The 13,216-nt window shown below is 41.5% G+C and carries 11 protein-coding genes and 1 other RNA gene; 3 read left to right on the top strand and 9 right to left on the bottom strand.

Going from position 1 to position 13,216, the window contains the following annotated elements:
• The 3 genes from BKG94_RS00200 to cysS all read right to left on the bottom strand — a co-directional run bounded on the left by BKG94_RS00200 (window position 1) and on the right by cysS (window position 4,038).
• On the bottom strand, window positions 1-735 hold the full coding sequence (locus BKG94_RS00200) for a (Fe-S)-binding protein (protein ID WP_077433058.1): 735 nt from the start codon (window positions 733-735) through the stop codon (window positions 1-3).
• Window positions 736-867: 132 nt separating this feature from the next.
• Complete coding sequence (locus BKG94_RS00195; RefSeq protein WP_077433056.1) at window positions 868-2,463, bottom strand: lactate permease LctP family transporter; 1,596 nt, start codon at window positions 2,461-2,463, stop codon at window positions 868-870.
• Window positions 2,464-2,658: 195 nt separating this feature from the next.
• Window positions 2,659-4,038, bottom strand: coding sequence for a cysteine--tRNA ligase (gene cysS, locus BKG94_RS00190; protein ID WP_077433054.1), 1,380 nt, complete (start codon window positions 4,036-4,038; stop codon window positions 2,659-2,661).
• Between the two features lie 105 nt (window positions 4,039-4,143).
• Here cysS and BKG94_RS00185 point away from each other — a divergent pair, with 105 nt between their 5' ends.
• Entirely contained in the window at window positions 4,144-4,653 is a 510-nt protein-coding gene (locus BKG94_RS00185) for a peptidylprolyl isomerase (protein ID WP_077433052.1), read from the top strand.
• Between the two features lie 57 nt (window positions 4,654-4,710).
• A complete protein-coding gene (locus BKG94_RS00180; RefSeq protein ID WP_077433050.1) occupies window positions 4,711-5,499 on the top strand; it encodes a TatD family hydrolase in 789 nt (262 codons plus the stop codon).
• On the opposite strand, the gene nrdG is transcribed toward BKG94_RS00180, so the two are convergent.
• Complete coding sequence (nrdG, locus tag BKG94_RS00175) at window positions 5,496-5,963, bottom strand: anaerobic ribonucleoside-triphosphate reductase-activating protein (protein ID WP_077433048.1); 468 nt, start codon at window positions 5,961-5,963, stop codon at window positions 5,496-5,498. The two genes, BKG94_RS00180 and nrdG, sit on opposite strands and share 4 nt — an antisense overlap.
• Before the next feature lie 128 nt (window positions 5,964-6,091).
• Here nrdG and ffs point away from each other — a divergent pair.
• An RNA gene (gene ffs / locus BKG94_RS00170) (signal recognition particle sRNA small type) lies at window positions 6,092-6,190 on the top strand.
• 18 nt (window positions 6,191-6,208) lie between these two features.
• Here ffs and cydC read toward each other — a convergent pair.
• From cydC to BKG94_RS00145, 5 genes are all read right to left on the bottom strand, one after another.
• Window positions 6,209-7,936, bottom strand: coding sequence for a heme ABC transporter ATP-binding protein/permease CydC (gene cydC, locus BKG94_RS00165; protein ID WP_077433046.1), 1,728 nt, complete (start codon window positions 7,934-7,936; stop codon window positions 6,209-6,211).
• Window positions 7,936-9,696 carry a heme ABC transporter permease/ATP-binding protein CydD gene (cydD, locus tag BKG94_RS00160; RefSeq protein ID WP_077433044.1) on the bottom strand — a complete coding sequence of 587 codons (1,761 nt, stop codon included), beginning with the start codon at window positions 9,694-9,696 and terminating at the stop codon, window positions 7,936-7,938. The genes cydC and cydD overlap by 1 nt, the downstream gene beginning before the upstream one ends.
• A gap of 114 nt (window positions 9,697-9,810) precedes the next feature.
• Window positions 9,811-10,764, bottom strand: a complete 954-nt coding sequence (gene trxB / locus BKG94_RS00155) for a thioredoxin-disulfide reductase (RefSeq protein WP_077433042.1) — start codon at window positions 10,762-10,764, stop codon at window positions 9,811-9,813.
• 114 nt (window positions 10,765-10,878) lie between these two features.
• Entirely contained in the window at window positions 10,879-11,736 is an 858-nt protein-coding gene (locus BKG94_RS00150) for a co-chaperone YbbN (protein WP_077433040.1), read from the bottom strand.
• Window positions 11,737-11,824: 88 nt separating this feature from the next.
• Window positions 11,825-13,174 carry a GntP family permease gene (locus BKG94_RS00145; protein WP_077433038.1) on the bottom strand — a complete coding sequence of 450 codons (1,350 nt, stop codon included), beginning with the start codon at window positions 13,172-13,174 and terminating at the stop codon, window positions 11,825-11,827.
• Between the last annotated feature and the right edge of the window lie 42 nt (window positions 13,175-13,216).

The following is a 13,216-nucleotide window of genomic DNA, read 5'->3' as shown; positions in this document are numbered from 1 at the left end:
TTAAACTTCTCCTTGTTGCATTAGCACTTCTGCAATATGCATAACTTTTACTTTTTTACCTTCACGTTGTAAGCGCCCGTTAATATTAATTAAACAGCTCACATCGGCACCAATTAGATAATCGGGTTCAACCTCGGTAATATTTTTTACTTTCTCTGTAACCATTTCGCCGGAAATTTCAGCCATTTTAACTGAAAATGTTCCACCAAAACCGCAACAAGTTTGTTGATTGTGAATTGGAAGAAGTTCTAAACCTTTTACGTTGCGAAGCAAAGCGAGAGGCTCATCGACAATACCGAGTTTACGGCTTAAGCTACAAGAAGGATGATAAACTGCTTTACCCGTTAATGTTGCGCCGATATCAGTTTTTCCTAGAACATTGACGATAAAATCCGTGAGATCATAAAAGCGTTTGGATACATTTTCTGCGCGTTTTGCCCATTCGGTTTCACCAAATCGGTTAAAATATTCAGGATAATATTTAATCGCAGAGACACAAGACCCGGCAGGTGCAACAATCGGGTGATCATTGACTTCAAAGGTTTCAACCAAATTTTTCATTCCTGCTAGCGCCTGTTTGGTATAGCCGCTGTTTATAGCTGGTTGCCCACAACAACCTTGCTTTTCAAGGAAAATGACATTGCACCCCAATTTTTCGAGCAAGAGAACGGTGTTTTTGGCAACACCGGCCTTCACAACATCTGCAATGCAGGTTACATAAAAATTTACATTCATTTGATATGCCTATTAAAAATTAAGAATAAGAAAAAATCGTATTTATAATACTATTACAGTATAAAAGGAAGTATAAATACTTCCTTCTAGATTGAGTAAAATATGTAATAAATGTAGTGATATTTCTCTATATTAAACGTTAAAAAACATTGGAATAATAGTTAATGCCACTACCGCTGCAATAACGCCATACATAAACATTGGTATGACAGTTTTCTTAATAATTGCACCTTCTTGGTTTTGAATATTTAATACCGAGTTTACTGCAACGATATTGTTAATACAAACCATGTTACCCATTGCACCACCAACAGATTGTAATGCGAGAATCAGACTTGTCGATAAACCTGTAATTTCTGCAGTTGATAATTGTACACTACCAAAAGTTAAGTTTGAGACGGTATTAGAACCGGAGAAGAATGCTCCCACCGCACCTAAGTAAGAAGCGAAGATAGTCCAATATTCTCCGGTTGCTTGAGCAAAGCTTTTACCAATAATTTTAACCATTGATGCATCACCGCCAACCAACATCAGGTTCACCATGATTAACGCCCCGATCAGCGCATAAAATGGGTTTCTCGATTGTTTCAAACTACCGATAAAAATTTCCTTGGTTTTTTGAGCGTTCATTGTAAATAACGGTACGCAAATTAAAACAGTAACAATAAATGGAATTAAAGCAGGAACATAAAGTAATTTATAGCTGGCATTTACATTAGTCCCAAAAATTTCTTTTAAGCTGAAAATTAAGCCTTTACTGATTTCAAATTGTCCGAGAGAACCAAGTTGTAACGCAAACCAAGTTGTTGCGTCATTCATCATTGCCTTAAATGGTAACTGTTGAATACGGGTGACGATTAAAAATAAAATCAATAAACCGGTTGGCAACAAGGCTTTTGCTATCTCTTTACCATTTACTCCCGTACTGCTTAATGTATTTTCTACTTTCGCTAAACCAATGCCTTTATTGGCTACAAATACGGAAATAAACATACCAATCGCACCACCGACTAAAGATGGGAACTCATAGTTTATTTGTGCAAGGAAGAAATAAGGAATCACGCACGCAAAAATACTAATATAAATAAACACAATATTTTGGCGGATTTCTTTTCCTGATACGATAAAACGTAATGCAATAAGTGGAATGACTAATGCGGCAAAGGCATGAATGGTTGCGGTAATTGAACCAATTTCAAGAATTTGACTCTCTGCCAAATTTAGTGGGCCAAATCCGAACCAAGTTGGTGTACCTACTGCGCCAAAAGAGACGGGAACAGAGTTCATAATTAATGCTAAAACAGCCACTTTTATTGGATTAAATCCTAAACCAACAAGAATTGGTGCGGCAATTGCAGCAGGGGTACCAAAACCACTGGCACCTTCAATCATAAAAGCAAATGCCCAGCCGATAATCATTATTTGTGCGACCGGGTTAGGATTTATTTCGCCTAACCATTTACGCAAGGTGTTGGTTACACCGGATGCTTCTGAAAAACGGTTAAATAGAATCGCACCAAAAATAACTGTAATGGGCGTTTGTACTGCAATGATTGCAGAGGCAATATTGGCACTGACTGTGGAGATATCGGTACCAAAGTAAATAAGTTGAATAATCAGCACAACCACGGCAATCCAAGGGAGAGCAACATAAGAAGGAAGTGCATTGCGTTTTACCATTAGATAAATGAGTAAAACAATTGGAAAGATACTAAGAAAAAGAGCCATAGGATTCCTTATATAGGTAGGGTTTCTTTAAGTTTGTTATTTTAACGGTGATGAATTGTAAATAAGTTATTGGATAAATAAAGCGAAATGTTGAAAATTTGTGACTTTGATCATAAAAATTACTCAAATATGAGTAAGTATATAAAAAAAGTGCAGTAAATTTTTACTGCACTTTTTAGTTCTTTTAACAATTATTTATTGTTTACGCCAGCTTGTACCGGTTGGTCCGTCTTCTAGCACAATACCCATCGCATTTAAGGCATTTCTCGCCTCATCTGCGGCAGCCCAGTTTTTGGCGGCTCTGGCTTCATTACGTTGTTGGATTAATTCCTCGATTTTAGCGACTTCATCGTCGTCAGAACCGGCTTGTAAAAAGCTTTCCGGATCTTGTTCTAACAACCCTAAAATTTGAGCTAATTTTCGTAATTGTGCGGCGAGTCCATTGGCTTTTCCAATATCTTCCGATTTTAATTTATTCACTTCACGTGCCATTTCAAATAACACAGAAATGGCATTGGGTGTGTTGAAATCATCGTCCATCGCTTCACGGAATGCTTCAACAAAATTTTCTCCGCCAAAAGCGACCGCACTTTGATCTGTTCCCCGCAAGGCGGTATATAACCGTTCCAATGCACCATGGGCTAAATTTAGATTTTCTTCACTATAATTGAGCTGGCTGCGGTAGTGAGCGGATAATAAGAAATAGCGTACGGTTTCCGCATCATAATGGTCGAGTACATCACGAATGGTGAAGAAATTGCCAAGAGATTTCGACATTTTTTCTTTATCCACCATAATCATACCGGAGTGAATCCAATAATTGACATAATCGCCACCGTGCGCACAGCAAGATTGAGCAATTTCATTTTCATGGTGAGGGAACATTAAATCAGAACCACCGCCGTGAATATCAAAATGTTCGCCTAATTGTTTACTATTCATTGCCGAACATTCAATATGCCAGCCCGGACGACCCGCGCCCCAAGGGGATTGCCAGCTTGGTTCGTTCGGTTTTGACATTTTCCACAACACAAAGTCCATCGGATTTTTTTTCACATCGGAGATATCAACCCGTGCGCCCGCTTGTAATTGTTCTAAATCTTGACGGGATAATTGACCGTATTCTTGGAAGCTTTCCACATCGAACATCACATCGCCGTTTTGCGCCACATAAGCGTGCCCCCGTTCAATTAATTTTTCAACAATTTCAATGATTTCAGGAATATGATGGGTTGCACGAGGTTCACAATCCGGGCGTAAAATATTTAACGCATCGAAATCTTTGTACATTTCTAGCACCATACGATCCACCAATTGTTCACAGGTTTCTTGATTTTCTAAGGCGCGTTTAATGATTTTATCGTCCACATCGGTAATATTGCGTACATAGGTTAAATCATAGCCTAAATAACGCAGATAACGGGCGATCACATCAAAGCACACAAAGGTGCGACCATGTCCGATATGGCATAAATCATAGACGGTTACACCACACACATACATCCCCACTTGATTGGCGTGGATTGGTTTAAAAATTTCTTTTTCTCGGGTTAGGGTATTGAAAATTTTTAGCATTTTTTTCTCGGCTTAAAATTGATAGTGAAACTGACCGCACTTTTATAGCACTTATTGCTTATTTATGGAATAATGGCAGCCTTTAAATTTCATAGGGAAATCAAAATGGTTATTTTGCACACAAATTTTGGCGATATTAAACTGGCATTAAATGCGGAAAAAGCGCCAATCACAGTCGAAAATTTCTTAACTTATTGTAAAAACGGCTTTTATGATAACACAATTTTCCACCGTGTTATTGACGGATTTATGATCCAAGGTGGCGGTATGGAAAGCGGAATGAAAGAGAAAAGCACCAATGCGCCGATCCAAAACGAAGCGGCAAACGGATTGAGCAATAAACGTGGTACCATTGCTATGGCTCGCACTTCCGACCCTCATTCCGCTACGGCACAATTTTTCATTAATGTAGCGGATAACAGCTTTCTCGATCACCGTTCTAAAGAAATGTTTGGCAAAACAGTGGTGCAAGAATGGGGTTATGCGGTATTTGGCGAAGTGGTGGAAGGCATGGATGTGGTGGACAAAATCAAAGGTGTGAAAACCGGTAATAAAGGTTTCCACCAAGATGTGCCGAAAGACGATGTGGTGATTCATTCTGTTACCGTAGAATAATGAAAGAAACCTGAGCGTTGTCTCAGGTTTTCTCTTTCCATTTCAAAGCGATATATTATGCCTTTTTTCGATACTCACACCCACCTTGATTATTTGCAGCAATTTACCGGTGAGCCACTTTCACAATTAGTGGAAAATGCCAAGCAGGCCGGTGTAGAGAAAATGCTGATTGTGGCGGTATTGGCACGGGATTTTAAAACTATCCAAAAAATGACCGCACTTTATCCAGAAAATTTATATTATGGGTTGGGTTTACATCCGCTTTATATTAAAGAACACTCGGAAACGGATTTATCGGTTTTGGAACAGGCCTTAGTTCAGCGTGATAAAAGTGCGACGGCTGTGGCGGAAATTGGTTTGGAGCGTGCGATCCCCGATTTATTGACAGATGAACTTTGGCAAAAACAATGTCATTTTTTTGAAAGTCAGCTTTATCTTGCGAAGCAATTTGCCTTACCCGTGAATATTCACAGCCGAAAAGCTCACGATCAAGTGTTTACTTTTTTGAAGCGTATTTCATTGCCCAAATATGGTGTGATACATGGTTTTGCCGGTAGTTATGAGCAAGCTAAACGGTTTGTGGATCTGGGCTATAAAATTGGTGTGGGCGGTACGATTACTTATCAACGGGCAAATAAAACCCGCCAAGCGATTGCAAAATTACCCTTAGAGGCATTGGTGTTGGAAACCGATAGCCCAGATATGCCAGTGTTTGGCTTCCAAGGGCAACCGAATCGCCCTGAACGGATTATGGAAAGTTTTAAGGCATTGTGCTTGCTACGCAATGAGTCGGCAGAATTAATCCAGCAAATTATGTGGGAAAATAGCACAAAGCTATTTGGCTAAAGTTTAAAACGATGAATAATCTGATTAGCCGATCCCCGCCAGAGCAGGCTTGGGTCGGCTTTTTCTTGTTCAAATTTTCCATCAATGAGGACATCAATATAGGGGAGTATGGCACGCTGATTTTCATCCAACTCTGCTAATGTGTAACCTGTCCACACCCAAATATCTTTGTCGGGGCATTCACGTTTTACCCGTTGCACGAAAGGCAAAAGGGTTTCTAGGTTGCGGGGATGGAGAGGGTCGCCACCGGATAGCGTTAAACCTTGGCGTTTGATACGGGTATCTTTTAAATCATTGATAATTTGTTGTGCCATGGCTTCGTCAAAGCGTACGCCTGCACTAAATGACCAGCTTTTTTGGTTATAACAGCCCTTGCAACCATGGGTACAACCGCTCACAAAAAGGGTACAACGCGTGCCTTCGCCATTTACCACATCAACGGGGTAATATTGTAAATAGTTCATTATGCCAATTCCTGAAAAGTGCGGTTTAAATTCTCGTCAAATTCATCATTCTCTGCAATTAATCTTTGCAATGACCCTTTAATTCTTGCATAATAGCGCGCAATCGCATTGCGATTTCAATGGAAACCTTTTCGGTCTCTCGCAACGGTGTCCGGTTTACTCGGTCAGGTTCGGAAGAAAGCAGCCAAAGTCGGAAGTGCTGTGTGCCGAGAAGAAGCTGGGAAGGTTTCCGCCCAACTTCCTTTCTAGACACGTTCGACTAATCGTTTGAAAAATCCCTCTTCTTTTTTGATTAAACTTTCGTAATCGCCCTGCTCAATGAGTTTGCCCTCATCAATTACACAAATTTTGTCAAATTGCTCAAGTGCGGTTAGACGATGGGTCACCATAATCAGGGTTTTATTTTCCGTATGCTGTAAAATTAAGCGTAAAATTTGACGTTCGGTTTCACGATCAAGCCCTTCTGTTGGTTCATCGAGTAATAAAATCGGGGCATGATTTAATAAAATTCGGGCAATGCCTAAACGACGTTGTTCACCACCGGAAAGGGGGCGGCCTCCGTCACCCAACCAAAGATCCAATCCCTCCGGTTGGGTTAATAATTTGCCTAATCCCACTTGATTGAGTACCTCGATCATTTTTTCGTCGGAAATTTTGTCGTGGCTGGCAAACTGTAAATTTTGACGCAAACTATCGCTGAATACGTGTACCCGTTGGGTGAGAAAACAAAATTGCTCACGCAGGGTTTGCTCGGCGTAACCGGAAATTGGTTTATTTGCAAGCAAAAGTTCGCCTTGGTTGGGATCATAGTTGCGAACCAATAATTGAAGTAATGTGGATTTACCACTGCCGGTTTTGCCAAGAATCGCAATTTTTTGTCCTTGTTCCAAATCAAGTGTGAGGTTATCCAACGCAAGATTTTCGCTTTCAGGATAGGTAAAGCTTAAATTCTTGGCTGAAATTAACCGCACTTGTGGCTCAAATTTTTCCTCACCGTGAAATTCAACAAGTGGTTTTTGTTCAATAATCTCTGTCACCCGTTCAGCCGCTGCTATCACCTGTCCGATATGTAAAAAAGCGGCACCTAAAGGCATAATAATTTCAAAGGCGGCAAGGGCGGCAAAGGTGAATAAAGCAATAAAAGCCGTACGATATTCGTCCACCCCAAAATCCGCTTGGCTACCGAACCATAGCATAGCACAAATGAGCAAGCCATTGAGAAAGAGGGCAAGTGCGGTGGAAAATCCGCCTAATTTTGCTTCTTTTTCTTGGGTGGCTTGCCAATGTTTTTCTGTGCTTGCCATTTTCGCTTTGATTTGATTTTCGGCGTTAAACAGTAAAAGCTCCGCTTGGGCTTGGATAAATTCTAAGAATTGTGTGCGATATGTGGCTCGGGCTTGTACTAAAGGTTTGCCGAATTGTTGACCTAAGCGATAGAAAATAGCTGGAATAAGTACTAATAATATCAGCAAAACGATGCCTAACCCTAATGCAAGGGGGGCATGAATAAAGCTTAAACCAATCGTCATCACTATAATCACAAATGCCGCACTGAAAAAAGGCGCAAGTAGGCGTAAATAAAGACTGTCGAGTGTATCCACATCCGACACTAGGCGATTTAATAACTCGCTGTTGCGATAACGGTTCAGCACCGCAGGGCTTAAGGGAATGATTTTTTCAAAGACCTGTACACGTAAATTTGCCAGAACACGGAAAGTGGCATCATGTGTGACAAGTTTTTCAAAATAACGGGTGACGGTGCGTCCGATGGCTAACCCCCGCACGCTGGCGGAAGGATAAAAAAAGTTAAACAGCGTACCGAGCCCCGCAATAGCGGTAGCCGCCAAGAACCAGCCTGAAAGCGTGAGCAAACCCATACTGGAGGCGAGCCCTAAAATCATCAAAATTAAACCTAAAATTAAGGGCAATTTAGCGAATGCAAATAAACGTATAAAAGGCAGTAATGCACGCATTATTGAATATCCTCTTGTCGTTGTGCGAGTAATTCGGCAAAAAAGCCGTGGGCTTTGAGCTGTGAAAAGTCGCCTTGTTGCAAAATATCACCTTGTTGCATCACAAAAATTTGATCGCATTGTTTGAGATCTTCAATACGATGGGTAATCATCAATGTGGTTTGATAGCAACTGATGTCGTTTAACGCTTGTAAAACTAAGTTTTCCGATTGAGCATCAAGGCTTGCAGTGGGTTCATCAAGGAGAAGCAATTTGCCTTTGCGTAATAATGCCCGTGTAATGGCAAGACGTTGTGCTTGTCCCACAGAAATCCCCAATCCCCCGTCTTTGATTTCATAATCTAAGCCGAGTTTGTCCGTAAATGTTTTGGCTTGTGCCAAGGTTAAAGAGCGGTCAATTTCTTCATCGTTTGCTTGAATATCGCCAAGTAACAGATTCTCTTTGATTGTACCTTGTAGCAATAAAGGGTTTTGCCCCACCCAAGCAATTTGCTTACGCCATTTTGTCAGATTGCTTTCACGCAGTTCTTGTCCGTTAATTTTTAATGAACCCTCATAAGGAAGAAAACCGAGGATGACATTCATTAAAGAGCTTTTGCCCGCACCGCTTTGCCCCACCAAGGCGACATTATGATTAGGGGGAATATGGAAGCTGAGCGGTTTTGTCAGCGGTGTGCCTTGAGTAGAAAGCACCACGACATTTTCAGCTCGAATTTCCACCGCACTTTCTGTGGGAATATTCTTATCCTGTTGATGAGTAATAAGGTAGTCTGTTTCTAAAAAATCTACAATAGCGTCGGCAGCACCGATACCGGCGGCTCGGTCGTGATAGTAAGTGCCGAGATCACGAAGGGGTTGATAAAACTCAGGTGCCAGAATCAAACAGAAAAAACCGGTAAAGAGGGTGAGCGAGGTACTGTAAGTGCCAAATTCAATTTGCCCGAGATAGCTAAAGCCGAAATAAACTGCCATCAGGGCAATAGAAATCGAGGTGAAAAACTCGAGTACTGCGGAAGATAAAAAGGCGATTTTAAGCACATCCATGGTGGTTGCACGAAAATCTTCCGTGGTGTTTTTGATATGCTCGGTTTGTTCTAAAGTGCGGTTAAAAAGGCGCAAGGTTTCAAGTCCACGTAGGCGATCTAAAAACTGTGCACTTAAACGGGCGAGAGTCGCCATATTTTTTTGATTACTATCCGCCGCCGCAATCCCTACCAAAATCATAAAAGCCGGTACCAGTGGGGCGGTGAGCATTAAAATTAAACCGGCAGCCCAGTTGAGTGGAAATACCGCAATTAAAATGACAATGGGAAGGATCACAGAAAGACTTTGTTGCGGTAGAAAACGGGCGTAGAAATTGTGCAAATTTTCCACTTGTTCCAACATAATACTTGCCCAGCTGCCCGCCGGTTTTTGATTAATGGTGGCAGGACCGACAAGGTGGATTTTATCCAGAATTTTTTGACGAATATGGCACCGTAATTGGCGGCCACTTTCAAAACCTATTTTTTCTCTTCCCCACAAAATGATCGCTCGCAAGGAAAAGCAGAAAATTAAGCCAATAAAATAAGGGATAAGCTCACCCGACGGCACATTTTGCATAATGAGCTTATCAAGTAGGAGCGCAAGAAAATAGGTTTGTATCACTAAAATGAGCGATGAAACGGTCGCAAGAGCAATATTGGCTCGCATCAATTTTTTAATAGGTTCTTGTTGGGTGCGTAGCCATTTTTGTAAATATTTTTGGCGAAGTTTATCCATAGGTTTTTATTCGTCCCAAGTCGGGGAAGGTCGATTTGTGCGTGGGGCTGTGAGCAAGCCACGCACAATGATGAGTTGCCGCTGTGCTAAATCTTACTTAGCACAGCTTAGGATTTATTTTTGCGAATCCAGATAACGTTCGGCATCCAGTGCCGCCATACAACCTGTACCGGCAGAAGTAATGGCTTGGCGATAGTTATGATCCATCACATCACCGGCAGCAAACACGCCTTCCACCGAGGTGGCGGTCGCATTACCTTCAAGACCGGATTTTACCACAATGTAGCCATTGTTTAATTCAAGCTGACCTTGGAAGATTTCCGTATTCGGCGAATGGCCGATTGCCACGAATAAACCGTCAATATTGAGATCTTCTTTTGTACCGTCTTTGGTATTTTGTAAGCGTAAGCCGGTCACCCCCATATTGTCGCCCAATACTTCGTCTAAAGTGCGGTCGGTATGGAGTACGATTTTTCCTTCTTCCACTTTTTTGTATAAGCGGTCGATTAAGATTTTTTCCGCACGGAAGGTATCACGACGGTGGATTAAGTGAACACAACTTGAAATATTGGCTAAGTAGAGCGCTTCTTCTACTGCTGTGTTGCCACCGCCAATCACGGCAACGGGTTTGTTACGATAGAAAAAACCATCACAGGTGGCACAGGCGGAAACACCACGACCTTTATAATGTTCTTCAGAAGGCAGACCTAAATAGCGAGCTGACGCACCGGTGGCGATAATTAACGCATCACAGGTGAAATTTTGTACATCACCATAAAGTTTGAACGGACGAGAGGCTAAATCCACGCGGTTAATATGATCGAACACAATTTCCGTATCGAATTTTTCTGCGTGTTGCAACATACGTTGCATTAAACCGGAGCCTGTGGTTTCACCAAAATCTCCCGGCCAGTTTTCGATTTCATCGGTGGTGGTGAGCTGACCGCCTTGTTGTAAACCGGTGACTAACACCGGGTTTAAATTGGCACGAGCGGCATAAATTGCCGCAGTATAACCGGCAGGGCCGGAACCTAAAATTAACAGTTTGGCGTGTTTGGTATCTGACATAAAGTATCCTTTCTTAATATATTGAAATAATTTGATTTTATAAGCGACACACATAGTGTGCCCCTATAAATAAACCTAAAATCAAGTTTTTGTCACAGCGATATAATACTGTATTTAATAGAGCAGAGAGTAAAGTAACCGACGGAATTTATTGGTGAGCGGATCCGTATTCCCCATTGCACTTAAAATAGATAAAAATTGTTGTTTTACTTCGCCATTTTGGGTGTTTAAATCCGCTTTTAAAAGATCAAAAAGAAGGCTAAGCGCTTCTTCATCTCTGCCCGCTTGATGTAATTGTACGGCAAGTTTAATGGCAATGTCCGGCGTTGGATTCTTCGCATAATCCGCTGTTAATTGCTGAATTTCCGGCGTGTCTGCTGCTTGAATTAACAATTCAACTTGGGCTTGTAATCCCTGCCAACGACTATCCCGATCTTGCAACGGAATCTGATCTAAAATCTCTTTTGCTGGTTCGGTTTTTTTCATCGCAATATAGGTTTCCGCATAGAGTAGGGCAATATCGCTGTTTTTCTTATCGGAAAGCTCCCATGCCTCTTTTAATAGCGGCAATGCGGCATCATAATTTTCTACCTGTAAGAAATCTAAGGCTTGATGAAATTTAAGCTCTTCCTCTTTGGGTAAAATCACACTTAAACGTTGTAAAAGCGAGGCTTGATCTAATACGCCGGGAAAAGCGTCCAATGCTTGTGCTTCTTTGAATAAATAAGTGGTTGGCAAGGCTTGAATCCGAAATTGTGCGGCAATCATTTGTTCACTTTCACAATTCACTTTGCCGAGTATAAATTGCCCTTGATATTGCTCTGCGACTCGCTCCAACAACACTAAAAAATCGGCAGATTCTTTATGACTCGGTGCATAGAAGTTCATCACAAGTGGTTTTTCAAGAGATTGTTGAAGAATCTCAGTAAGATTTTGTTCATTCACTTCAACAGTAAACGGAAAATCAGCCATTGTTCGTCCTTGTTCGGAAAAATAATGGCTGATTTTAACAAAGTGCGGTCAATTTTAGAAATGTTTTACAAATCGACCACGTTTTAAATTAAAGAATGATACTGCCGATAAGGGCGATGATAAATCCCACTACACCAATTGAGGTTTCAAGTAATGTCCAAGTTTTTAATGTGGTTTTGGTATCCATCTCTAGGAAACGGCTCATTAGCCAGAAGCCAGAGTCGTTTACATGAGATAGGACAGTTGCACCGGAAGCAATAGCAATCACAATAAAGCAGAGATCGAATTGGCTTAAATCGGTAGCGGCAGCGACTGTTGGCGAAATTAGAGCAGCAGCTGTAGTAAGTGCAACGGTAGCAGAACCTTGTGCAACACGCATGACCATTGCAATAACGAAAGCCGCAACGATGATTGGCATACCGGTATCCGATAGCATAGCGGATAATACATCGCCAATACCACTAGCACGTAGCACGCCGCCAAACATTCCACCTGCACCGGTCACTAAGACGATTGAACAGATTGGGCCAAGCGCGTTGTCACAGATTTTTTCGATTTGTTCGTAACTGCGTTGATCTTTAAGCAATAAAATTGCCACGATCAATGTGATTAATAATGCAATCGGTGTTTTACCGATTAAACGGAGCGATTGCACCCAAGTTTGTGAACCATCGATGACTTTTGCCACGCTTAACGTATTCAAACCCGTGTCAAATAAAATAAGAATAATTGGGAGCAATAAAACGGTCATCACACGGGCAAAACTTGGTGGATTTTGCACGGAAGTGTCGCTAATTGCTACTGCGTTTAGGAACGCTTTTGGTAAATCGACATGGACTTTTTTACTGATAAACATACTAAATAAATAAGTCCCAATGTACCAAGTTGGAATAGCGCAAATTAAACCGACAATAACTAATAACCCAATGTTGACACCAAGTAGATCACCGGAAGCAACAGGACCAGGATGAGGAGGCAGGAAAGCGTGCATCACGGCAAATGCCCCAGCTGCAGGGAAAGCATAGCGTAATACCGAACCGCCAAAACGTTTTGCCACACTAAACACGATAGGTAACATCACGACTAAACCGGCATCGAAGAAAATAGGGAAACCGAATAACAGTGAGGCTATACCTAATGCAAATGGAGCTTTTTTCTCGCCAAATTTGTTAATCAACGTATCCGCAAGTACCTTAGCCCCACCGGTAATTTCTAGTAGACGCCCGATCATTGCACCTAACCCGACAAGGAGAGCCACAGAGGCGAGAGTGTTACCAAACCCACCAAGCAGGGTTGGTAAAATTTTTTCGACCGGAATACCGGAAGCAAGTGCGGTAAGTAAACTGACAATAATTAATGCCACAAATGCGTGGACTTTAAATTTAATAATAAGTAAAAGCAGCAATAAAATTGCTGTAATCATGATTACGATAAGCATAAAGATCCCTCCAAATGGATTGTTACCCGTAACATACCTGTA

Origin of the sequence: Rodentibacter ratti (assembly GCF_002000485.1) — a bacterium.
Classification (GTDB): domain Bacteria; phylum Pseudomonadota; class Gammaproteobacteria; order Enterobacterales; family Pasteurellaceae; genus Rodentibacter; species Rodentibacter ratti.
Note: the sequence above shows the minus strand (reverse complement) of the source record. Positions and strands in the feature narration are given on the sequence as shown.

What these genes read in the sequence shown, in the direction of transcription:
- BKG94_RS00200 (WP_077433058.1), bottom strand. Translation starts at nt 735, where the DNA reads ATGAATGTAAATTTTTATGTAACCTGCATTGCAGATGTTGTGAAGGCC.
- BKG94_RS00195 (WP_077433056.1), bottom strand. Translation starts at nt 2,463, where the DNA reads ATGGCTCTTTTTCTTAGTATCTTTCCAATTGTTTTACTCATTTATCTA.
- cysS (WP_077433054.1), bottom strand. Translation starts at nt 4,038, where the DNA reads ATGCTAAAAATTTTCAATACCCTAACCCGAGAAAAAGAAATTTTTAAA.
- BKG94_RS00185 (WP_077433052.1), top strand. Translation starts at nt 4,144, where the DNA reads ATGGTTATTTTGCACACAAATTTTGGCGATATTAAACTGGCATTAAAT.
- BKG94_RS00180 (WP_077433050.1), top strand. Translation starts at nt 4,711, where the DNA reads ATGCCTTTTTTCGATACTCACACCCACCTTGATTATTTGCAGCAATTT.
- nrdG (WP_077433048.1), bottom strand. Translation starts at nt 5,963, where the DNA reads ATGAACTATTTACAATATTACCCCGTTGATGTGGTAAATGGCGAAGGC.
- cydC (WP_077433046.1), bottom strand. Translation starts at nt 7,936, where the DNA reads ATGCGTGCATTACTGCCTTTTATACGTTTATTTGCATTCGCTAAATTG.
- cydD (WP_077433044.1), bottom strand. Translation starts at nt 9,696, where the DNA reads ATGGATAAACTTCGCCAAAAATATTTACAAAAATGGCTACGCACCCAA.
- trxB (WP_077433042.1), bottom strand. Translation starts at nt 10,764, where the DNA reads ATGTCAGATACCAAACACGCCAAACTGTTAATTTTAGGTTCCGGCCCT.
- BKG94_RS00150 (WP_077433040.1), bottom strand. Translation starts at nt 11,736, where the DNA reads ATGGCTGATTTTCCGTTTACTGTTGAAGTGAATGAACAAAATCTTACT.
- BKG94_RS00145 (WP_077433038.1), bottom strand. Translation starts at nt 13,174, where the DNA reads ATGCTTATCGTAATCATGATTACAGCAATTTTATTGCTGCTTTTACTT.